The sequence below is a fragment of the Stenotrophomonas sp. SMYL41 genome (assembly GCF_036319965.1).
Lineage (GTDB): Bacteria > Pseudomonadota > Gammaproteobacteria > Xanthomonadales > Xanthomonadaceae > Stenotrophomonas > Stenotrophomonas maltophilia_R.
On the sequence record NZ_JAWIRX010000001.1, the window covers coordinates 471,569 to 493,463 of the forward strand.

Genomic DNA, 21,895 nt, shown 5'->3' on the forward strand with positions numbered 1-21,895 from the left:
CTTTGTGCTTTCAGTAGTGCCAGGCCATGCCTGGCAGACCGAAGCCCGCCCTCACGCTCGCACGCACGCCTGCGAGAACTCGACGGGTGTCGTGGCAACCCCATCCGCATCGCGCAGCACAACACTCCAGCGCGCGACACCTGGACTTGGGCCATTGCAGGCGAGATTGATGGTCAGTGGCTTGGCAGGGTCATCGAATGTCGTCGCCCAGGGCGTGCATGCGCCCGCCTCCGAACAGGATGCCAGCGAGAGCTCCACAGACAACGGATACTGAGGATTCCCGGCATAGCCCAGTTCAACGTCCCGGGCCGCCTGAATCGGGACATCGATATCCGGGATCGGATGCAGGGCCAGCGGCTCGCAGGGCTTTCCCGTTGCCCACAGGCGATAGCCCTTCTCCACCCCTTTCATCGACGCCGAGCGGAAGACGGGGTCCTGCAATGCCGCCACATCATCAGGATTGGAGTGGTAGGCGGTTTCGACGATCACCGAGGGCATCCTCCCGATGCGGTTTTCGCCGTGCGCATCAGCAGCCGATTCGGCTCGAACAGGAAAGTTCTCGTACCCCGGCTGGGCATGGATTACTTCTCTCATGCCGCACAGAATGCTGTCACCCAGCGCCTTGTCCTCAGGCTTGGCACGATGGTGATAGACCTCGGCCCCACGAACACTGGGGGACGAGTTTCCGTTTGTGTGCAGGCTCAGCATCACATCCACACCAAGATGATTGGCATAGTTGGGGCGAGCACGGATGTCCTCCTTGACTTCACGATCGCTATCGGAGCTGTTTGGCAGCTCGTTCCAGATGTCAGCATGCTCAGGAAGGAGCGTTTTCAAGTGATACCTGGCAGACATATGTTCCCAAGGGTGGCCCGACTCCGGATGCGGGTCCGTAGAACGACTGCGTGCTCGATGCACGACCAATCCGCTTCGTTGCTCCAGAAAGCCCTGCAGTTCGTCTCCGTATGTTGGGCTCAATACATCCTCCTGCAGTCCGAGCGGGGCTGGTCGTTGAAATTCCCACGCCCTGCTGGGATGCAAGGCAATGTACCCATGGCTTGACGAAACCAGAGCCTGCGCGTGTGCGGACCGGGATTTCGCCGCTCTTGGCGCAGGGTGATCTTCCGGGAAATGCGCCTCCATTGGCTTACCCTGAAAAAGGAACTCCACGTCCAGGATTTCCAGGCCCGCCTGATCGGAGTAGTGCCGAAGATCAGCGGCCAGCGGTATGAGGAAGAGCTATCCATAGTTCTGGTCGTTGCCCGGAAGGTATCCGGAGCCGAAGTCGACGACCATCCTGCGCTTTTGCGGATCTACCGCTACGCTCACAGTCACTTGGCGCAACCTGCCCTTCTCTTGCAGATGGCGTGTCAACTGGGAGGAAATTTCGCGCTCAAGCAGCGCCACCAACTCTGCATAGGCGCCCGGATCTTCCGCTGCCTTCGAGATCTCGGCTGCAGAAGCCAACACGGGCGGCACAAAGAACAGGCCGCACGCGACCACGGCAGTTGCAAGCTTCAATCCTTTCATTGTTGATTCCTCCATGGGTGGGATGCGCGCCGCTCATGCAGCGCCCCGCCACCCTGCCGAGCCGTGCGCCGGTAATTCCGCACCAAGCGCACACGGATGGAGATTTCAAACTTCCCTCACCCCCAACCGGAACAAACCAACCCAGCCCCGCCAACACCGTTCGCGATCCACCTGGCCTATCCTTGCCAACCATGCCCTCCGCCCGCTTCCTCGACTCTCTGCAGTCCATTCCCGCCACCGACTGGGATGCGCTGCACGACGGCCAGAACCCGTTCGTCAGCCATGCCTTCCTGTCTGGCCTGGAACAACACGGCTGCCTGCGCGAGGACTGGGGCTGGCAGCCCCGGCACTTCACGCTGTGGGAGGGCGACCACCTGGTTGGCGCCATACCGGGTTACCTGAAGACCAATTCGCACGGCGAGTTCGTGTTCGACCACGCCTGGGCCAACGCCTATGCCCGGCATGGCCGTGACTACTACCCGAAATGGCTGGGCGCGGTGCCGTACTCGCCGGTCACCGGCCCGCGCCTGCTGGCCCGTCACGATTCAGAACGCGCCGCGTTGCTGTCGGCATTGCGTGATGCGCTGCCCGCACTGCACGTGTCCTCGGCTCATATCAATTTCCACACAGCGGGCGACGAGGCGCTGTTCGGCGATGACTGGCTGCTGCGTGAGGACGTGCAGTTCCAGTGGCAGAATCCGGGTGAGTGGGCGACCTTCGATCAGTTCCTCGGCGCGATGGATCACAAGCACCGCAAGAACATCCGCCAGGAACGGGCCAAGGTCACCCGCCAGGGCATCACGTTCCGCGTAGTACATGGCGACGAGGCCAGCCGCGCCGACCTGCAGGCCATGTACCGTTTCTACCTGCAGACCTTCCTCGAATACGGCAATGCCCCGGCGCTGACCGAGGCGTTCCTGCGTCATCTGGCCATTTCATTGGGACGCGGGCTGGTGCTGTTCCTGGCCGAGCAGGAGGGCCAGCCGATTGCCGGTGCACTGTGCCTGCGTGGCGGCCACACGCTCTACGGCCGTTACTGGGGCGGCGCCACCCTGCCTGGCCTGCACTTCGAGGCCTGCTACTACCAGGGCATCGAGTACTGCCTGCGCGAGGGGCTGAGCCGATTCGAGCCCGGCGCACAGGGCGAGCACAAGCTGGCGCGCGGCTTCCTGCCGGCACTGGTGCGCAGCCGGCACTGGGTGGCCGATGCGGAGTTTGCAGAAGCGCTGCAGGACTGGTGCCGGCAGGAGCGTCGGGATGTGCGGCGTTACCGGCAGGAACTGCAGGGGCATGGGCCGTTCCGCGCAGGGCCGTAGTGGAAAAGCGTGCCAACCAAGGTTGGCACCTACCGGCGCGATGGGGCGCGTACTGCGCTCAGGTGCACTGCCAGAAGTGCCCACTCACCCGGCACGTTGCGCACCAGAACGTATAGAGCATGCCGCCGCTGCCCCACAGCAGCGTGCCCTCAGCCGTGGTCGGCAGCGTTGAATCCAGCTGCATCACGAACGGCATCTCCTCGCCGCAATCGATGCACGCCGGGTACCAGGCGCTCTGCACCCAGCTCGGCGCACCACCCACGCGCGACAGGTTCTGCCGATGGTTGGACTGGCCCCAGTCCTGTTGCTGCCAGCGCACGCTTTCCAGGGCCACAAGGCCCACCTCGGCCTGCATCAGGTCGCCACTGTCGGTGGGCGTATTCGGCACCGCGCGATACTGGCTGGGATGGCAATTGGGTAGGCCGTCGGCATCGTGGCGATAGAAGCGCACCGGCGGCTCTTCCCAGCCGCAGCAATCCAGGCAGAGCCCCAGCGTAACCTCACCCTCCGCGCCGGGCTGCAGTACGGCAGCATGGGTCTGCAGCAGGCGCTGCAGCGGCGCGTGACAACCACCGCACAGTGCGTCCAGCAGCCCACCCATGCGGCCCGTGTGATGCACCTCGCCTCCATTCCAGGTCGGATGCAGGCGCCAGATGCGCTTGCGCCAGCTTGGCTCATCGGCCAACTGCGCGCGGTGCTGCTCACGGCCGAAGCGGATGTGCAGTGGCCTCTCACCGTACAGGCGGCGCGGCAGCGGACCGTTGGCCACGCCAGCCCAGTGCGCCCAGATCTCGGCATCCAGCTGGCCCCAGTCGACGAGGTAGCCCCGGGCTACGGTGTAGGTTTCGGGCTGAGCAGCAAGCAGCAGCGCCCTCGCGCGCGCCATCTCCCGATCATCCCCGGCCTCGGCCAGCATCTGTGCCCAGTGTGCGGCGGTCGCGGCGGACAGGCCCTGCCAGACCTGCGAGGCCAACTGCACCTGATCTTCGTGGGCCACCGCCAGCAACGCCTCCCAATCTTCCTGCAGCACCTGCGGCGCCTGGTAGCTGGCGAACGCCATCACGCTGGCCAGCAGTTCACCGCGCTCGCCCTCGCGATAGCGGCGCCATGCATCGGCCGCGACTGCGGGCACCGCCTCATCCGGCAGCAGGTCCAGCGCCATGTCGAGGAAGGCCGAGCCCGGTGAGCGTCGCACCAAGGCCTGCAGCATCAACTCCCCTAGCTGATGCGGATGCTCGCTGGCCAGCGACAGCAGCATGCCTTGGCTGTCGTTGCGCGTGCGCGGGGTGTCATGCACGTCGAGGATGGCTGGGATCGGGTCGCTCATTCGCAGGCTCCTTGCCGGTGAAGCGTGATGGTGCCAGACATCAACCATCACCACGGCGAATACAATGGCGGCATGACCCGCCAGCTGCCCTGGCGCCTGGCCGATGCGCCGGACGCCCCCTTCCCGCCGGCCGAGACCGCCCTGCGCCAGCCCGACGGCCTGCTCGCGGTGGGCGGCGACCTGCATCCGGCGCGCCTGCTCAACGCCTACGCCGGCGGTATCTTTCCGTGGTTCAGCGAGGGCGAGCCGATCCTGTGGTGGTCGCCCGACCCGCGCATGGTGTTCCGGACCGATGGCGTGCATCTGTCCAGCCGCTTCCGCCGCCAGTTGCGCGGCAGCACCTGGGAGGTCACCGCCGACACCGCCTTCAGCCGGGTGATGCGCGCCTGTGCGGCAGCGCCTCGGCCCGGCCAGGACGACACCTGGATCAGCCCGGCGATGGTTGAGGCCTACAGCCAGTTGCACGATCTCGGCTTTGCCCACTCCTTCGAGGTCTGGGACCGGCAGACGCTGGTCGGCGGCATCTATGGGGTGGCGATCGGGTCGATGTTCTTCGGCGAGAGCATGTTCAGTGGCGCCAGCGGCGGCTCCAAGATCGCCCTGGCGGCGCTGGCATCCACGCTTCACGGCTGGGGCTGGGCGCTGATCGATGCCCAGGTGGAGAATCCGCACCTGCTGCGGATGGGCGCCGAACACCTGCCGCGCGCGGCGTTTCTGGAGCACGTGCGCCACGCGGTGCGCCATGACGGCCGTGAAGGCCCCTGGACGCAGGCGGTCGGACGCTTGCCGGCACAGCGTTTGGCCGGGGGTTAACACAAACTTTGCAAGCTGGGCCCGTCACGCGTAAAATACCGCGCCTTAGGCCCAGCGTGGCCGTTTTCTGAACCGCACAGGACTACATGTCGAAAGACGATTCCATCGAGTTCGAGGGCACCGTCAGCGAGACGCTGCCGAACACCACTTTCCGCGTTCGCCTGGAAAATGGGCACGAAATCATCGCCCACATCTCCGGCCGCATGCGCAAGAACTACATCCGCATCCTCACCGGTGACCGGGTCAAGGTTGAAATGACCCCGTACGACCTGACCAAGGGTCGTATCACCTACCGCATGAAGTAAGCGGTCGGCGCGCCGCGCCACTTCGACAAGGCCAGCCCTGGTTGCTGGCCTTTTGTCATGCCTGCAATCCGGCCCTGCCGGAGGTCATCGTGACCGAACTCACCGTGACGTCGGTCAGCCCTGCTTGCGGCAGATTCGACCCTGCACGCGTGGCGGCATCGTGGGAGCCGATCCAGTCCGGATCGCCATCCCCTGCCCCGCCATGAACATGCTCCCGCTGACCACCCTGCTCATCGCCGTTGTCGCGTCCGCCAGCGCATCGCCCGCGCGCGCCGCCGATACCCCTTCCACCACCAGTGACTGCGTCCAGCTGGGCAGCGACCAGCAACTGGTGCGCGCCGGCGCCTCGCGCAACATCCTGCTGCGCAATGGCCAGGACCACTACGTCGTGCATTTCCAGGACGACTGTTCCGCTGCGGGCTACTCGCGGAAGTTGAGCTTTTCCACGGAAGGGCAGCAGGGCCTGCTGTGCACCGCCGGGCGCAGCCAGCTGCAGACCGACTCCAGCCGCTGCACCGTGGCGCAGATCGAGCCGATCGACGAGGCCACCTTCAAGAAGAAGACCCGCCAGCGCAGCCGCTGACCGCGCACATGACAAGGGCGGCCGGAGCCGCCCTTGTTGCCCGAGCTCACCGGGCCAGGCCCGGCGTCAGCTCACTCCACCGTGACCGGCAGCAGGCGTTCCGGTTCGGCCTGGGTCTCGACCACCAGCTCGTCGTCGCGGACATCGATGCTGACCTTGCCGCCGTTGACCAGCTTGCCGAACAGCAGCTCGTCGGCCAGCGGACGCTTGATCTTGTCCTGGATCACGCGGGCCATCGGGCGCGCACCCATCAGCGGGTCGAAGCCGTGGTGGGCCAGCCAGTCGCGCGCGGTCGGGGTGGCCGACAGGCTGACGTGCTTGTCCTGCAGCAGCATCTCCAGCTCGATCAGGAACTTGTCGACCACGCGCAGGATGTGCTCGAAGCCCAGCGCCTGGAACTGCACCACCGCATCGAGGCGGTTGCGGAATTCCGGGGTGAAGCTGCGGCGGATCGTCTCCATCGCGTCGGTGGCATGGTCCTGCTTGGTGAAGCCGATCGAGCGCCGCGAGGCCTGGGCCGCGCCGGCATTGGTGGTCATCACCAGCACCACGTTCTTGAAGTTGGCTTCGCGACCATTGGTATCGGTCAGCACGCCGCGGTCCATCACCTGCAACAGGATGTTGAAGATGTCCGGGTGCGCCTTCTCGATTTCGTCCAGCAGCAGCACGCAGTGCGGCGTCTTGACGATCTTCTCGGTCAGCAGGCCGCCCTGGTCGAAGCCGACGTAGCCCGGAGGGGCGCCGATCAGGCGACTGATCGAATGCGGCTCCATGTATTCGGACATGTCGAAGCGGACCAGCTCGATGCCCAGCTGCAGCGCCAGCTGCTTGGTCACCTCGGTCTTGCCGACACCGGTCGGACCGGCGAACAGGAAGTTGCCGATCGGCTTTTCCGGGTTGCCAAGGCCGGAGCGTGCCAGCTTGATCGCCGAGGACAGTGTCTCGATGGCCGGATCCTGGCCGAAGATCACCATCTTCAGGTTGCGCTCCAGGTGCTGCAGCACATCCTTGTCGGTGGCGCTGACCTGCTTGGTGGGAATGCGCGCCATCTTGGCGACGATCGCCTCCACTTCCTCGACGTCGATCAGCTCCTTGCGCTGCCCTTCCGGCAGCAGGCGCTGACGGGCGCCGGCCTCGTCGATCACGTCGATGGCCTTGTCCGGCAGCAGGCGGTCGCCGATGTGCTTCACCGACAGGTCCACCGCCGCCTGCAGCGCCTCGTCGGAATAGGTCACGCCGTGGTGCAGTTCGTACTTGGACTTCAGCCCCTGCAGGATCTCGTAGGTCTCGCCGACGGTCGGCTCGACGATGTCGATCTTCTGGAAGCGGCGGGCCAGCGCCCGATCCTTCTCGAAGATGCCACGGTATTCCTGGAAGGTGGTCGAGCCGATGCAGCGCAGCTCACCGGAGGCCAGCGCCGGCTTGATCAGGTTGGACGCATCCATGGTGCCGCCCGAGGCCGAACCGGCACCGATGATGGTGTGGATCTCGTCGATGAACAGCACCGCATTGGGCACTTTCTTCAACGCGGTCAGCACGCTCTTCAGGCGCTTCTCGAAGTCGCCACGGTACTTGGTGCCAGCCACCAGGGCGCCCAGGTCGAGCGAATAGATCACCGCGTCGGCCAGCACCTCGGGCACCGAGCCCTCGACGATGCGGCGGGCCAGGCCCTCGGCAATCGCGGTCTTGCCCACGCCGGCCTCGCCCACGTACAGCGGGTTGTTCTTGCGGCGGCGGCACAGGACCTGGATGGTGCGCTCGATCTCGTCGGCACGCCCGACCAGCGGGTCGATGCGACCGGCCCGGGCCTGTTCGTTGAGGTTGCTGGCGAACTCGGCCAGGGCATCGCCCTTCGGCTCACCCTCCCCGCCTTCGATGCGGCCTTCGCCCTCGGAGGAGGAGGACGGCTGCTCGCCCTCCTCGCCCAGCTTGGCGATGCCATGGGACAGGTAATTGACCACGTCCAGCCGGGTGACGTCCTGCTGGTTGAGGTAATAGACGGCATGCGAGTCCTTTTCGCCGAAGATGGCGACCAGCACATTGGCGCCGGTGACCTCCTTCTTGCCCGAGGACTGCACGTGGTACACGGCCCGCTGCAGCACGCGCTGGAAGCCCAGGGTGGGCTGGGTATCGCGGCCGTCATCTTCGGCCAGGCGGGACACGGAGGCCTCGATGGCCTGCTCCAGCTCCTGGCGCAGGCGGTCGGCGTCGGCGCCGCAAGCCTTCAGTACGGCCTGGGCGGACGGGTTGTCGAGCAGTGCCAACAGCAGGTGTTCGACCGTCATGAATTCATGCCGGGCCTCACGGGCGCGCTTGTAGCACTGGCCGATGGTGTGTTCGAGGTCTTTGCTGAACATGGATTACTCCGGCGGCAGATGGGGACAATATGCGGCCTGACTACGCGATTTCCATCACCCTAGCGGATTGCTGCGTTCAGATGGCGTTAGCAGTGCGAATTGCTTGATCTTCATTCACTCCAGGACAGCCCGCCCAGCATGAGCGAACCCTACCTGAGCCGCTGGCGATTGCGGCGTGATGGCGAGGCCATCGAAACACCGCGCGCCCGGCTCTGGCCGGTGCTGACCGCCGCCGGCGAACCGGCGATGCTGAAGGTCGGCGACGAACCCGAGGAACAGAACGCCCATCGGCTGCTGCGCTGGTGGGGTGGCGACGGCGCCGCCCGCCTGCTGGCCCACGAGGGACCAGCGATCCTGATCGAACGTGCCGGCCGCGACTCGCTGCGGAAACGTTCGATAGAGGGCGACGATGACGCCTGCACCACGATCCTGTGCCAGGTCCTGCTGCGGTTGCACCGGCCACGGAGTGCGCCGCCAGACGACCTGGTCTGCCTGCGTACATGGTTCGCCGACCTGCTGCAGCCAAGGGCGGCGCTGCCGCCACTGCTGGAACAGTGCAGATCACTGGCGGAGGGACTGCTGCAGGAGGAGTGCGAGATCCGGCCGCTGCACGGCGACCTGCACCACGACAATGTGCTCGATTTCGGCGCGCGCGGCTGGCTGGCGATCGACCCGAAGCGGCTGCTGGGCGACCGCGCGTTCGACTACACGACGATGTTCAGCAATCCGGACCTGTGCGGCCCTGGCATCCATGTGGCCACCCGGCCCGAGCGGTTTGCCGCCCGGCTGGAACAGGTAAGCGCACTGGCCGGCCTGGAGCGCACGCGCCTGCTGCGCTGGATCGCGGCCAGCATGGCGCTGTCGGCAGTGTGGTTCAGGGATGACGGCGACCCTGCCGACGTGGACGAGGCGGTGGCACGGATGGCGCTGGAGGCGCTGGCGGAGGGCTGATCCGTGCTTGGCAGGTGCCCACCTTGGGGGCACACCCATCCGGGAACAATGTGCCCGGACGAGAATCGGCAGCCGGTCAGGCCTTTTCCATCGTGCACAGCAGCGGGTGCTGGTTCATCCGCGAGTACTCGTTGACCTGGGCAACCTTGGTCTCGGCCACTTCACGGGTGAACACCCCGCAGACGCCGCGGCCGCGGGTGTGGACGTGCAACATCACCTGCGTGGCCTTGTCCAGGTCCATGCTGAAGAACTGCTGCAGCACGTCCACCACGAAATCCATCGGGGTGTAGTCGTCGTTGAGCAGCATCACCTGGTAGAACGGCGGCGGCGCCACTTCCGGGCGCGCGGGTTCCACGGCTACGCCGTGCTCGTGATGGGAATCGGGGGAAGACTCATGGGGCATCTGCCCATTATAGAGGCTCGGGCAAGCCTGCGTCGGCCCGACGCAGATTGGACGGCACGCGCGCCCACCGTCACAATTGCACCCTCTCTCAACACTGTTTCACAGGATCTTCATGAAAAGGACCCTTCTTCCCGCCCTGCTGATCGCTCTGGCCGCCGCCGGCTCCGCCGCCGCCGAGACCCAGGCCGACAAGTCCGTGGCCCGCCACCTGGACAAGCTGGGCTACACCTACGAAGTCGACGAGGATGGCGACTACCGCATGGTCTTCGACGTCGAGGGTGACCGCACCCAGATGGTCTACGTGCGCTCGGCGGTGGAAGACTTCGGCACCCACAACATCCGCGAGATCTGGGCGCCGGCCTACAGCGCCAAGACCAAGCAGTTCCCGGTCGCCGTGGCCAACCGCCTGCTGGAGGATTCGCAGGATGCCAAGATGGGCGGCTGGGTGAAGCAGGACACCACGGCCATGTTCGTGGTGAAGATCGACGCCGATGCCACCCCGGACCAGCTCAGCGACGCCATCGATGCGGCCATCCGCACCGCCGACGCGATGGAGCTGGAACTGACCAAGAAGGACGAGTTCTGAGTTGAACGCCACGCCGGACCCGCGCTGGGCACCGCACGCCACTGTCGCCACGGTGGTGATCGACGGCGGCCGCGTGTTGCTGGTCGAAGAGACCATCGACGGGCGCCGGGTGCTGAACCAGCCGGCCGGCCACCTCGAGCCGGGCGAAAGCCTGGCTGAGGCGGCCCTGCGCGAGACCCGGGAGGAAACCGGCTGGACGGTGCAGCTGACCCATTTCATCGGCTGCTACCAGTGGACCGCCGGCGACGGCACCGCCTTCCTGCGTTTCTGCTATGCGGCGCGCCCGGTCTCGCATGACCCGGCGCAGCCGCTGGACACCGGCATCGACCGCGCACTGTGGCTGACCCCGGCCGAGCTGCAGGCCGCCGGCGAGCGCCAGCGCAGCCCGCTGGTATGGCAGGTGGTGGCCGATTACCTGGGTGGCCAACGCCATCCGCTTTCGCTGGTCCGGGAGGTCGCATGAGCACTCCGCGTGTAATGGTGGGCGTCTCCGGTGGCGTCGACTCTTCGGTCGCCGCCTGGCGCCTGGTGCAGCAGGGCGAGGCCGTGGCTGGCCTGTTCATGCAGAACTGGGCCGATGATGGCAGCGGCGACTGCCGCGCCGAAGACGACCGCCGCGATGCGGTGGCTGTCTGCGGCCTGCTCGGCATCCCGTTCCACTTCCGCGATTTTTCCAGCGAGTACTGGCAGGGTGTGTTCGAACACTTCCTGGCCGAGTACGCCGCCGGCCGCACGCCGAACCCGGACGTGCTGTGCAACCGCGAAGTGAAGTTCAAGCACTTCCTGGATGCCGCGCGCGAACTGGGCGCCGAGCGCATCGCCACCGGCCACTACGCGCGGGTGACCCAGCGCGGCGGCCAGTGGCTGCTGCTGCGCGGTGCCGACCGCTCCAAGGACCAGAGCTACTTCCTGCACCAGCTGGGCCAGGCGCAGCTGGCTGCCACCCTGTTTCCGATCGGCGACCTGGAAAAGAGCGACCTGCGCCGCATCGCGCGCGACGTCGGTCTACCGACCCATGCCAAGAAGGACTCCACCGGCATCTGCTTCATCGGCGAGCGCGACTTCCGCGAGTTCCTCGGCCGCTACCTGCCGGCCAAACCCGGCCAGATCCTCGACCCGGCCGATGGCAGCGTCATCGCCGAGCACCCGGGGGTGTTCTATTTCACCCTGGGGCAGCGCGAAGGCCTGAACATCGGCGGCGTGCGCGGCCGCCCCGCTGCGCCGTGGTACGTGGTCGGCAAGGATGTGGCCAGCAACGTGCTGTACGTGGACCAGGACCGCGACAGCAAGTGGATGCTGTCCGACCGCCTGCGTTCGGAGACCGCGCACTGGGTTGCCGGTTCGCCCCCGGCTCGCCGTTTTGAGTGCACGGCACAGACCCGCTACCGCCAGCCCGATGAGCCGTGTGCAGTCGAGGTGCTGGATGATGGCAGCGTGCTGGTCACCTTCGCGTGCCCGCAGCGCGCCGTTACGCCCGGTCAATCACTGGTGCTGTATGACGGTGACGTGTGCCTGGGTGGCGCAGTGATCGCCGCCACCGATGCGCCGCTGGAACAGCGCCTGCGCACCACCCCTTCTCCTTTTGAGGTAATCGCTGCATGAGTTTCACTGTCGACGACCGCGTCCTGGCCCTGGCCGGCATTGCCCAGGCCCTGCAGCAGGTACGCCGCATCGCCGATACCGGCCATTCCGACGCCGCCGCCGTGCGCACTGCCGTGGACAGCGTATTCCGCGTTGACGCGTCCTCGCCGCAGGAGGTGTTCGGTGACCGCCATGCACTGAAGGCCGGCCTGCGCCTGCTGCACAACTACTTCCGCAGCCAGGGCCAGGACCCGATCCTGCCCAAGCTGGCCCTGTCGGTACTGCAGCTGGAGCGGCGCTTCGTGCAGGACGGCGCCACCGTGAACAAGGTCGCCTCGGGCATCGAGCGCGCCCAGCGCCAGGCCACCGAACTGGGCGACAGCGGTCACCCGGACGTGCTGGCCAACCTGGGCGGCCTGTACGCCGACACCATCAGCCACCTGAAGCCGCGGGTGATGGTCCAGGGCAACCCGCACTACCTGGGCCAGGCCGGCGTGGTCGCCGAGATCCGCGCTCTGCTGCTGGCTGCGGTACGTTCGGCGGTGCTGTGGCGCCAGCTGGGGGGCAGCTACTGGGACTTCCTGTTCAGCCGCAAGGCGATGATCGAGGCTGTGGACCGGCAGCTGGCGTGAGCCCCATGGGGTCAGAGCCCTTTTCCCAAAGGGATCCGACCCCGCCTGACCCCGAATCCCCGGCAGCGCCGGAAAACCGGCGCATTCAGAATGCACTTCGAGGCACATCGACGTTAAAGAGAAAGGGGGTACGGCCGATACATCCTCCGTGCACCTCCCGAGAACGTCCATGTACTCACGCATTTTCATCCGTCTGGCCGCCCCCCTGGCTCTGACCCTGCTGCTCCCCTTCGCCATCGGTTTCGAATGGCCGGCCGCCCTGCGCTGGGCGATCCTGACCACGATGACGCTGAGCTGGCTCGGCTTTGCGTGGTGGACCACCCGCGCCCAGGCGCATCGTTCCCCGGAACATGCCCGTGTCCTGCGCGAGCAGGACCAGCTGCTGACCGAACTGCGCAACTTCGTCGGCAACGAGATCGACGGTTCGCGTGGCGAAGTGGAACGCGCCCGTGACCTGATCCGCCAGGCGGTTTCCAGCCTCGGCGGCAGCTTCGATGCGATGAACCGCAAGTCGCGCCAGCAGAGCCAGGCCCTGTCGCGCATCGTCGACCGCGCCGGTGATGAAGGCAATGCCGGCCTCGACGTTGCGCGTTTCGCCCAGCACGCCAGCCACCGCATGGAACAGCTGGTGGAAGCGCTGGAACAGGTGAGCGGCCAGAGCAGTACCACCGTGCAGCACATCGACCAGATGGCGCAGCACCTGGACGGCATCTTCGCGCTGCTGGAAGACGTCAAGTCGATCGCCGACCAGACCAACCTGCTGGCGCTGAACGCTGCCATCGAAGCTGCGCGTGCCGGTGAAGCCGGTCGTGGCTTCGCGGTGGTCGCCGACGAAGTGCGCAACCTGTCCGAACGCTCGACCACGTTCAACGAGCAGATCCGCAAGCTGGCGCACAGTTCCAAGGACGCCATCGCCAAGGTCCGCGAGACGGTTTCGCACATGGCCTCGCGTGACATGGACCGTTCCCGTGAAGCGCGCCAGGAAGCGGCCGCGATGCTCGACAACGTGGCCCAGATCAATGCCTCGCTGGGCGACGGCATGCGCGAAGTCTCCGAGTGCGCCCGTTCGATCGATGGCAGCGTGGCCGAGGCCGTGCGCGCCCTGCAGTTCGAAGACATCGCCACCCAGGCGCTGGGCGGCGTGCACACCCACCTGGATCGCCTGACCGCGATCAACCGCGAGGCGGTGGCCCTGCAGGAACTGCTGCACCGCAATGGCGGCGTGTTCGACGAAGAGATCGCCACCGCCCTGCAGCGCACCGGCAACCGCCTGCGCGAACTGCGCAGCGAATGGGAACGCCCGCCGCACAAGCCGGTTGCCCAACAGAGCATGGGTGCTGGCACGGTCGAGCTGTTCTGATCCTGATGTCCGCTGCCGCTACCGGCAGCCCGCAAGGCCCCGGTTCTTCCGGGGCCTTTGCCTGTGACCCGCCGTTGGATGCATCCTGTACACGCACCATGACCCTGATCCGCGCCCTGCCCTCCCTCACCGACACCGAGCGCCCGCGCAACGCGAGCGTGCGTGAGCAGCTGCAGCAGCTGGAAGAGGTGGCACGCGAGGAGATCCGCGAGCTGCAGCAACTGGCCGATGCGCGGCCTGCACCGTCCCGCGCGGACGACGAGCTGCTGGGCCTGGCGTGGGACCTTGGGCTGGATGGGGAAGCGCTGAAGTAGATCCACGCCATGCGTGGATGGCCTTCACCGCCACCCGTTCCACACCCATGGCATGATCCGCCCATGCCATCTATGGCTGGACACGGAGTGTCGTCGCATGAGCACCACGTTCATGACCTGGCTGGGATTTGCTGCGATGGTGCTCATCGCGGTCACCTTTACCTGGCGTCCCGCCTACGCCACCTTGCGGCCGCCCCGGCATCGACCTGTCGCATTCCTGTTCGGCAGCCTGCTCTTCATGCTGATGGCCTTTCTATGCGCCTGGATGGCAGCAGCTGCCATCAGCACCGGGCATGTCCATCTGAGCCATCACCGCGTCGGCACCATTGATGCATGGCGGGACATCGAGCCGGTGACGTATTGGCTGATCATCGTGGCGGCGTATGTGCTCGGACTGCTGATCGCCAGCTATTCGATCGCAGGCATCGCATTGATGAACCGGTAGATCCACGACCTGCGGGAATGCACACGAACAACATCCACCCTCCGTCTTTTCGGACTTGTCGCATGGCCTGGATCAATGGCTGAGCCGCTGTCGCAGGACGAACAGGATGCTTTGAGGTTTGTGTTCGCGCGATATCTTGGCGATGTCGTGCAGGAACATCAAGGCGGCAAATGGACTCGCCACTGGACGATTCCAACGACATCAGTTTCAACATGCCGGTTATCCTGGGGCACTCATCCTGCCCGTGGCTGGAATTCAATCCCATCCATACGATGCATTGCTACGCCCTCCGGCCAAAGGCTGGAATGCTCCGAAGCATTGCCGCGCACAGTGTAAATCCGCAGATCCTCGACCTAGGCGATCTGGTGGAAGATGACTGACCTGGCGCTGCAAGCCTGTGTTGACAGCATCCACGCATGGCGTGGATCTGCTGGTTTTTGCGCGGCGTTATGCTGTCGTTGGCGAAGCGATGCCCGCACGGATCAGGTAGATCCACGCCCTGCGTGGATGATCGCGAGCGCGAGCATCCGTGCCGACCAACGGTCGGCACCCACCGGAGTCGGCACCCACCAGAGCTGGACTACACCAGCGTCGGGCTGTCAGCGCACCAGCACCGCTTCGCTGCTGGCGTCGGTGCGCACCGGTGCCGGGTGCTGCTGGCGCAGCCACTGTGCCAGGTCGCGCGGGCTGAGCGGCCGCGAGTACAGGTAGCCCTGGATTTCGTCGCAGCCCTGGCGGCGCAGCATGTCTTCTTCCTGGTGCGTTTCCACACCTTCGGCCACCACCTTCATGCCCAGCGCGTGGCCCAGGTGCACGATCGCCTGGGTGACTTCGGCCGTGCCCGAATCATGCAGCATGCCCTGCACGAAACTGCGGTCGATCTTCAGGCGCCCCACCGGGAAGCGGTTGAGGTAATTGAGGTTGGAGAAGCCGGTACCGAAGTCATCCACCGCGAGCGGTACGCCGTGCCGTTCCAGCACGTCGAAGCAATGGCGCAGGATGTCGGTGTCGCGGATCAGCGCCGACTCGGTCAGCTCCAACTCCAGCCGCTGCGGCGGCCAGCCGTGGGCATGGCAGATCTCGATCACCCGTTCGGCGAACCCGCGGTCGCGCAGCTGCACCGCCGATACATTGACCGCGATTCGGTCGAAATGTAGTCCAGCACGGTCCCAGGCGGTCGCCTGGCGGCAGGCTTCATTCAGCACCCAGTCGCCGATGCGCACGATTTCGCCGCATTTTTCGGCAATCGGGATGAACTCGGCCGGGCTGCAGTAGCCGATGCCGGGCCGATGCCAGCGCAGCAGCGCTTCAATCGCGGGCGGCTCGCCCTGGTGGGCGTGCAGCAACGGCTGGTAGGCCAGGCTGAATTCTTCGCGCTCGATCGCCCCGTGCAGGGCGTGCTCCAGTTCCAGCCTGCGCTGGATGCGCGCCAGCGCGTCCTGGCTGTAGTACTGGTAGGTGTTGCGCCCCGCTTCCTTGGCCGCGTACATCGCGGCGTCGGCGGCGCGCAGCAGTGAATCGAAGTCGGTCTGGGCATCACCCAGCATCGCGATGCCGACACTGGCGCCGACCTTCAAGGTGGTCTCGCCACGGCGCAGCGGCTCGGCCAGCGAGGCGATCAACTTGCGGGCGACATGCCCCGCGTCTTCCGGCTCGGCCAGGTCACGCAGCACCACGATGAACTCGTCACCGCTGAAGCGGCCGAACAGGTCGTTGTTGCGCAGGTTCTGGTGCAGCCGCGTGGCGGCGGCCTTCAGCAGCGCATCGCCGGTGGCATGGCCGAAGCTGTCGTTGATGGTCTTGAAGCCGTCCAGGTCGATGAACAGCATCGCCAGCGAGGTGCCGCGGTCGCGCGCCTCCTCGATCGCCTCTGCGGTCTGCTCGCCGAGCAGCACGCGGTTGGGCAGGCCGGTCAGCAGGTCGTAGTGGGCCAGCAGCTCGATGCGCTCGTTGGCCTCGCGCTCGCGGGTGATGTCACGGAACAGCACCACGAAGCGCGGCGGCAGGCCATCGCGACGGTCCAGCTCGATCAGTACCTGCACCCACACGCGCAGGCCGGACTGGCGGTAGAAGCACAGGTCCAGCTGCTCGGGCAGCCCACCTGCGGCGATCCGGCCCAGCGCCGCCTCGAAGGCGAGGCGCGAATCCTCGGTGTACAGCGCCAGCGCTTGATCCAGCGTGATCGGTTCCTTGCGCAGGCCGTGGATGCGATAGCACTCCTCGGTCCACTGCATGTGCCGGGTCTGCACTTCGATCTCGCAGCCGCCGATGCGGCCCAGCGCGGAAACCCGGTTGAGCAGCTCGGTGCGCCAGCGGATCAACGCGTCGGTCTGATGCTGCTCGGTGATGTTCTGCACCTGGCCGAGCAGGCGCTTGGGCTGCCCGTCCATGTCCAGCAGTGGCTGCATCCACAGGCGCAGATGCTGCGAAGGTTCATGGCCGCGGGTCAGCTCCAGCTCGAGATTGGCGGCACGGCCGTCACGCCACAGGCGCCGCCATGCCGCGCGCAGCGCACCCCGGGAACGCGGGTGCAGCTGCTTCAGCCAGCGCCGCTGGCCTGGCACGGCGCCCTGCCCCAGCGCCAGCAGCGAGCGCAGTTCCGGCGACCACCAGAAGTGACCGCTGTTGGGGTCGAACGACCAGCTGCCCATGCTGGCGATGCGCTGGGCCTCGCTCAGGTGCAGCTGTTGTTCCTGCAGCAGCGATTCAAGCTGCTTCTGCTGCTCGATATCGGTATGTGTACCCACCATGCGCAATGGCTGGCCGTCGGCGGTGCGCGCGACCACGCGGCCGCGATCCAACACCCAGCGCCACTGCCCGTCGGCCTGGCGGAAGCGGAACTGCGCGCTGTACTGCTCGCTTCGCCCTCGCAGGTGCTCGTCCAGCGCGGCGCGCACCTGGGCGATGTCCTCGCCGTGCACGCGCGACAGCATTTCGGTGGCGGTTTCGTCGCCCAGCGCCGGCGTGCGCGCCACGCGGTCACTGGGGATGTCCCAGTCCCACAGGCTGTGCCCGGCGCTGTCCAGTGCCAGCTCCCAACGCCCGCCACCGTCGACCGGTACCGGCTCGGGAACGCTCAGGGTGAACGCCAGCAGATTGCCGGCGCCGTCGTGCACGGCGCGCAGATGACCGTCGTAGTGCCCGCGCGGGCCACCTGGCAGCGTGCAGGCCACGATGCCGCCATCAGCGGCCAACAGGCGCAGATCTTCCAGCATCGGGGCATACGCGGCTACGGTAGCCGGCAGGCCATGCGCGCGCGCAGCGGGATTGGCCGCCAGCGGGCGGCCCGTGCGGTCGACGATGACCAGCGCCGACGCAAGCGGGTGCTGCAGCAGGCTGGCGATGATCCCTTGGTCCACGCGATCTTGCTCCGGATGACACGCCCGTCAGCGGGGCACGCAGTGGTTAACGGCGCCTGCGGCGGATAATTGAGTGGTCACGGCGCGCTGCGGGGTAAGATGACCGGCGCCCCTTTCACCCACCCCGTCCATGCCCGCAGAACCGACCGGCAACGCTCCAGTTCCCGACCCACGGATGGCGCAGGCGCTGAGCCGTGACCGACGGCGGGTAGTGCTGAGCTACCTGGTGATGGCGCTTGCATGGATGATCGCCACCGACAGCGTGGTGCAGGCGCTGGTGCCCGATCCGCAGCAGGCGGCCCTGTGGCAGGGCCTGAAGGGTTCGTTCTTCGCCCTGGCCAGCGCGGGCCTGCTGTATCTGCTGCTGCGTCCGCTGGCCGAACACGTGCTGCACACCCATGCGCGCCAGCAGGCCTCGGAGCTGCGCCTGCGGCAGATGTTCGAGGGCAACCCCGGCCCGATCCTCGTCTATGACCTGGACACGCTGGCGATCCTGGATGCCAACCCGGCCGCCTGCAGCACCTTCGGCTGGGACCGCGACGAGCTGCTGGAACAGACCATCGATGCCTTGTGGCCCCCGGGCCAGGACCAGGCGCTGCAGACCAAGCTGGAAGCAATACGCGAGGCGCCCGAGGAGCTGTGCATCCTGCGGGCGCAACTGCAGCTGCGCGACGGTTCGCTGCGGCAGATGGAACTGCGCTCCAACGCCATCAGCTACGACGGCCACAACGCCCGCCTGCTGATCGCCATCGATCGCACCGCCGAGGACCTGGCCCAGCTGCGCCGCGACCAGGCGCTGGCCCGGGTGGAGGAGGCCCATGAACTGGCCCGCATCGGCGCCTGGGAGCTTGATCCGTCCACCGGGCTGGGCCGTTATTCCAGCCAGGTCTATCGCCTGCTCGGCCGTCGCCCGCCCGAGGCCCGCCGCTGGCACCGCTTCGACGAGCTGCTGGTGCCGGCCGACCCGGCCACCGCCAGCCAGACCGAACAGCTGCTGGCCGAGCTGTGCTCCGGTGAGCCGGTGCAGGTGGACGTGCTGCTGCCGCTGCTGGCGATGGACGGCCGTGCGCTGATGGTGCACCTGCGCGCCGCCAGTGGGATCGATGAAGCGGGCCGCAGCCGCGTGCTGGGCACGCTGCAGGACGTGACCGAGCGGGAGCAGTCGCGGCGCCTTCTGCGCGAGCGCGAGGAACAGTTCCGCGAGCTGGTGCGGGTGCTGCCCGACGGCGTGGTGATCCTCTCCGACGAGCATGTGCTGTACGCCAACGCCTGGGCCGCTGGCCTGTTCGGCTACGGTAGCCACACCCTGCTTGGCGAGCCACTGTCGGCACTGGTCGCTGCCGCAGACCTGCCGCGGGTGCGCAGCCAGCTGCGCGCCGGCCAGCCGCACCTGGGTCCGGGCCACAGCAGCGTAGTGGCCATGCAGCGTGCCGACGGCCGCAGCTTCCATGCCGGCCTGGCGGTGGGCGAAGTCCGTTACGGCGGCCGCGACTGCAAGCTGCTGATCGTGCGCGACCTGAGCGATTCCGAACGCACCCGCAGCGCGCTGGAAACCAGCAACCGCGAGCTGCAGGCGATGGCCGGGCGGCTGTTCTCGCTGCAGGAGGATGAGCGTCGTGCGATCTCGCGCGACCTGCACGATGACATCGGCCAGGCCATCACCGCGATCAAGCTGTCGGCCTATGCAGCGCAGGACGAGGATGACCCGCTGCGCCGTGCCGAAGACCTGGCGCAGATCGTCAGCCTGGCCGACACCACCGTGGCCAAGTTGCGCGACATCTCCACCCTGCTGCGCCCGCCGCAGCTGGATGCACTGGGCCTGGAGGCGGCGCTGAGCTGGCAGGCGCGGGTGCTGTTCCGCTCCTCGCCGGTGGAGCTGCTGGCCGAGATCGAGCCGCTGCCGCACCGCCCCGACAACAGCATTGAACAGGCCTGCTTCCGCATCGCCCAGGAAAGCCTCACCAATGCCCTGCGCCACGCGCGCGCCAGCCAGGTACTGCTGCAGCTGCGCGATGTCGGCCAACGCGGCCTGCACCTGCAGATCCGCGATGATGGCGAGGGCTTCGATCCGGATGGCCCGCGCGGCCTCGGCCTGATCGTGATGCGCGAGCGCGCACAGAGCGTCGGTGGCCACGTGCGGATCGAATCCGCGCATGGCGAAGGCACCCTGATCGACGTCCACCTCCCCTACCAGGCGGCCAGCATGGCCGCCGTCGATTCACCGGAATACTGAGCCTATGTGGAATCCGAACCTGCCCCCGGTCAGCATCGACGATGCCCCCGACCGCCTTGGCGCCGGCAACCCCGAGCTGCAGGCCATGGTTGCCGAGGCAGCCTCCGGCGGCATCGCGCTGATGCTGATGCACGTGGACATCGACCACTTCGCATCGGTCAACGAGAACATGAGCGCCGAAGTGGGCGACCAGGCGCTGGTGCTGGTCGCGCAACGCCTGCAGTCTTACCTGCGCGGTCGCGGCAAGCTGTGGCGGCATGGCAGCGACGAGTTCCTGATCGCGGTGCCACGCACCGCAGACCTGCCGCTGCCGGAGGATTTCGCCGAAGAGATCCGCCAGCAGATGGAGCTGCCACTGTCGGTGCTGCCGTACACGCTGTTCATGACCGGCAAGCTGGGCGTGAGCCTGTGCCCGGAGCATGCCAGCAGTGCCTCACGCCTGCTCGACCATGCGGAAGATGCGCTGTACCAGGCCGCCCGCGAAGGCGGCAATGCGGTGCGCATCCATGCGGTGGACACTCCGCCCAGCGCGCACAGCGAAAGCATCATCGCCCGCCAGATCGTCGATGCCATCCCCAATGGCGAGCTGAAGCTGCGCTACCAGCCGCTGGTGAGTGCGCGCGATGGCCATGTGGTGGGCATGGAGGCGCTGCTGCGCTGGCAGTCGCCCACCCTGGGCATGCTGGTGCCGGAACGCTTCATGCGCACCGCCGAGCGGCTGGGCATCATCGTGCAGATCGGCACCTGGGTGCTGGAAGGCGCGCTGAAGCAGGCGCGGCTTTGGCGCGACCAGGGCTTCGATGACTTCACCATCGCGGTGAACGTATCTACCCTGCAACTGCTGCGGCCGAACTTCTTCGCCGAGGTGATGTCGCTGATGCAGGCCGCGGGCGTGCCGGCGCACATGCTGACGCTGGAGATCAACGAGAGTGCGCTGACCAACAACGTCAATTTCGTCCATGAGACGCTGGCCAACCTTCGCAACGAAGGCATCAGCCTGAGCCTGGACAACTTCGGCACCGGCGACTCCAGCCTCAGCGCACTGGTGCGCTACCCGGTGGACAAGCTGAAGATCGACCGCAGCTTCATCAAGAGTGCGCCGGCCGGCAACCGCGAGGCCGCCATCGCGCGCGCGATCATTGCCATGGGCCACCAGCTGGGCATGACCGTGATCGCCAACGGCGTGGAGTCGCAGGCCCAGCTGGGATTCCTGCGCCGCAACGACTGCGATGTATTCCAGGGCTACCTGTTCGGTGAACCGATGTCGGCCGATGCCGCCGGCATGACGCTGCGCCGCCGCTACCTGCGCCCGGAGGCCTTCGCCGAAACGCGCCCGGACCGGACGCTGCTGTTGCTGGACGATGAGGAAAACGTGCTGCGCTCGCTGGTGCGCCTGTTCCGCCGCGACGGCTACCGCATCCTGGCGGCCGGCAACGTGCGTGATGCCTTTGATCTGCTGGCGATCAACGACGTGCAGGTGATTCTGTCCGACCAGCGCATGAGCGACATGAGCGGCACCGAATTCCTGGGCCGGGTGAAGATGCTGTACCCGGACACGATCCGCCTGGTGCTGTCGGGCTACACCGATCTGAACACGGTGACCGATGCGATCAACCGCGGCGCGATCTACCGCTTCCTGACCAAGCCGTGGAACGACGACGAGCTGCGCAAGCACATCCACCAGGCGTTCCGCACCTACGAGGAACAGCGCCGCAGCAATGCCGGCCCGGCGCCGGTGGACGCCGGGGATGGTGGCGAGGATCGGCCGCCGCGGTGAGGGTCCCGTCCGGTAGAGCCGGC

Annotated in this window: 21 protein-coding genes; 15 read left to right on the forward strand and 6 right to left on the reverse strand. The window is 66.7% G+C overall.

What is annotated here, in order from left to right:
- Nucleotides 1-51: 51 nt before the first annotated feature.
- Together V3B30_RS02185 and V3B30_RS02190 are read right to left on the reverse strand one after the other, a co-directional pair.
- Nucleotides 52-837 (reverse strand): N-acetylmuramoyl-L-alanine amidase, encoded by a 786-nt coding sequence (locus V3B30_RS02185; protein ID WP_262082653.1) that lies wholly within the window; start codon nt 835-837, stop codon nt 52-54.
- 402 nt (nt 838-1,239) lie between these two features.
- Nucleotides 1,240-1,530, reverse strand: a complete 291-nt coding sequence (locus V3B30_RS02190; protein ID WP_262082654.1) for a hypothetical protein — start codon at nt 1,528-1,530, stop codon at nt 1,240-1,242.
- Between the two features lie 191 nt (nt 1,531-1,721).
- Here V3B30_RS02190 and V3B30_RS02195 point away from each other — a divergent pair, with 191 nt between their 5' ends.
- A complete protein-coding gene (locus V3B30_RS02195) occupies nt 1,722-2,846 on the forward strand; it encodes a GNAT family N-acetyltransferase (protein WP_262082655.1) in 1,125 nt (374 codons plus the stop codon).
- 58 nt (nt 2,847-2,904) lie between these two features.
- Here V3B30_RS02195 and V3B30_RS02200 read toward each other — a convergent pair whose 3' ends face one another.
- Entirely contained in the window at nt 2,905-4,173 is a 1,269-nt protein-coding gene (locus V3B30_RS02200) for a hypothetical protein (protein WP_262082656.1), read from the reverse strand.
- A 72-nt stretch (nt 4,174-4,245) separates the two neighbouring features.
- On the opposite strand from V3B30_RS02200, the gene aat reads away from it, so the two are divergent.
- From aat to V3B30_RS02215, 3 genes are all read left to right on the forward strand, one after another.
- Complete coding sequence (aat, locus tag V3B30_RS02205; RefSeq protein WP_262082682.1) at nt 4,246-4,986, forward strand: leucyl/phenylalanyl-tRNA--protein transferase; 741 nt, start codon at nt 4,246-4,248, stop codon at nt 4,984-4,986.
- A gap of 86 nt (nt 4,987-5,072) precedes the next feature.
- Nucleotides 5,073-5,291: a translation initiation factor IF-1 gene (gene infA, locus V3B30_RS02210; protein ID WP_005409596.1), complete on the forward strand. Its 219-nt coding sequence runs from the start codon at nt 5,073-5,075 to the stop codon at nt 5,289-5,291.
- A gap of 202 nt (nt 5,292-5,493) precedes the next feature.
- Complete coding sequence (locus V3B30_RS02215; protein WP_262082657.1) at nt 5,494-5,874, forward strand: hypothetical protein; 381 nt, start codon at nt 5,494-5,496, stop codon at nt 5,872-5,874.
- Nucleotides 5,875-5,945: 71 nt separating this feature from the next.
- Here V3B30_RS02215 and clpA read toward each other — a convergent pair whose 3' ends face one another.
- Complete coding sequence (gene clpA / locus V3B30_RS02220; protein ID WP_100472226.1) at nt 5,946-8,231, reverse strand: ATP-dependent Clp protease ATP-binding subunit ClpA; 2,286 nt, start codon at nt 8,229-8,231, stop codon at nt 5,946-5,948.
- 138 nt (nt 8,232-8,369) lie between these two features.
- Between clpA and V3B30_RS02225 the strand changes: the two genes are divergently transcribed.
- On the forward strand, nt 8,370-9,182 hold the full coding sequence (locus V3B30_RS02225; RefSeq protein ID WP_262082659.1) for an APH(6) family putative aminoglycoside O-phosphotransferase: 813 nt from the start codon (nt 8,370-8,372) through the stop codon (nt 9,180-9,182).
- 76 nt (nt 9,183-9,258) lie between these two features.
- On the opposite strand, the gene clpS is transcribed toward V3B30_RS02225, so the two are convergent.
- The gene (clpS, locus tag V3B30_RS02230; RefSeq protein ID WP_006444529.1) at nt 9,259-9,585 is read right to left on the reverse strand and encodes an ATP-dependent Clp protease adapter ClpS; all 327 of its coding nucleotides are present in this window, start codon (nt 9,583-9,585) and stop codon (nt 9,259-9,261) included.
- Between the two features lie 112 nt (nt 9,586-9,697).
- Between clpS and V3B30_RS02235 the strand changes: the two genes are divergently transcribed.
- The 8 genes from V3B30_RS02235 (at nt 9,698) to V3B30_RS02270 (ending at nt 14,883) form a co-directional block, all read left to right on the forward strand.
- On the forward strand, nt 9,698-10,171 hold the full coding sequence (locus V3B30_RS02235) for a YbjN domain-containing protein (protein ID WP_100472224.1): 474 nt from the start codon (nt 9,698-9,700) through the stop codon (nt 10,169-10,171).
- 1 nt (nt 10,172) lies between these two features.
- Nucleotides 10,173-10,634 carry an NUDIX hydrolase gene (locus tag V3B30_RS02240; RefSeq protein WP_262082661.1) on the forward strand — a complete coding sequence of 154 codons (462 nt, stop codon included), beginning with the start codon at nt 10,173-10,175 and terminating at the stop codon, nt 10,632-10,634.
- Nucleotides 10,631-11,773 carry a tRNA 2-thiouridine(34) synthase MnmA gene (mnmA, locus tag V3B30_RS02245; protein ID WP_100472222.1) on the forward strand — a complete coding sequence of 381 codons (1,143 nt, stop codon included), beginning with the start codon at nt 10,631-10,633 and terminating at the stop codon, nt 11,771-11,773. The genes V3B30_RS02240 and mnmA overlap by 4 nt, the downstream gene beginning before the upstream one ends.
- Complete coding sequence (gene hflD / locus V3B30_RS02250) at nt 11,770-12,384, forward strand: high frequency lysogenization protein HflD (RefSeq protein WP_010485865.1); 615 nt, start codon at nt 11,770-11,772, stop codon at nt 12,382-12,384. Before mnmA ends, hflD begins: the two co-directional genes overlap by 4 nt.
- A gap of 169 nt (nt 12,385-12,553) precedes the next feature.
- The gene (locus tag V3B30_RS02255; protein WP_049421939.1) at nt 12,554-13,744 is read left to right on the forward strand and encodes a methyl-accepting chemotaxis protein; all 1,191 of its coding nucleotides are present in this window, start codon (nt 12,554-12,556) and stop codon (nt 13,742-13,744) included.
- A 98-nt stretch (nt 13,745-13,842) separates the two neighbouring features.
- Nucleotides 13,843-14,058 carry a hypothetical protein gene (locus V3B30_RS02260; protein ID WP_099552262.1) on the forward strand — a complete coding sequence of 72 codons (216 nt, stop codon included), beginning with the start codon at nt 13,843-13,845 and terminating at the stop codon, nt 14,056-14,058.
- A gap of 97 nt (nt 14,059-14,155) precedes the next feature.
- Nucleotides 14,156-14,503 (forward strand): hypothetical protein, encoded by a 348-nt coding sequence (locus V3B30_RS02265; RefSeq protein ID WP_262082664.1) that lies wholly within the window; start codon nt 14,156-14,158, stop codon nt 14,501-14,503.
- A gap of 170 nt (nt 14,504-14,673) precedes the next feature.
- Nucleotides 14,674-14,883: a hypothetical protein gene (locus V3B30_RS02270; protein ID WP_262082665.1), complete on the forward strand. Its 210-nt coding sequence runs from the start codon at nt 14,674-14,676 to the stop codon at nt 14,881-14,883.
- A gap of 219 nt (nt 14,884-15,102) precedes the next feature.
- On the opposite strand, the gene V3B30_RS02275 is transcribed toward V3B30_RS02270, so the two are convergent.
- On the reverse strand, nt 15,103-17,862 hold the full coding sequence (locus V3B30_RS02275) for a GGDEF domain-containing phosphodiesterase (RefSeq protein ID WP_262082666.1): 2,760 nt from the start codon (nt 17,860-17,862) through the stop codon (nt 15,103-15,105).
- Between the two features lie 130 nt (nt 17,863-17,992).
- Between V3B30_RS02275 and V3B30_RS02280 the strand changes: the two genes are divergently transcribed.
- A complete protein-coding gene (locus V3B30_RS02280) occupies nt 17,993-20,095 on the forward strand; it encodes a PAS domain-containing sensor histidine kinase (protein WP_100472217.1) in 2,103 nt (700 codons plus the stop codon).
- A gap of 4 nt (nt 20,096-20,099) precedes the next feature.
- Nucleotides 20,100-21,872: an EAL domain-containing protein gene (locus V3B30_RS02285; protein ID WP_100472216.1), complete on the forward strand. Its 1,773-nt coding sequence runs from the start codon at nt 20,100-20,102 to the stop codon at nt 21,870-21,872.
- The last annotated feature ends 23 nt before the right edge of the window (nt 21,873-21,895 follow it).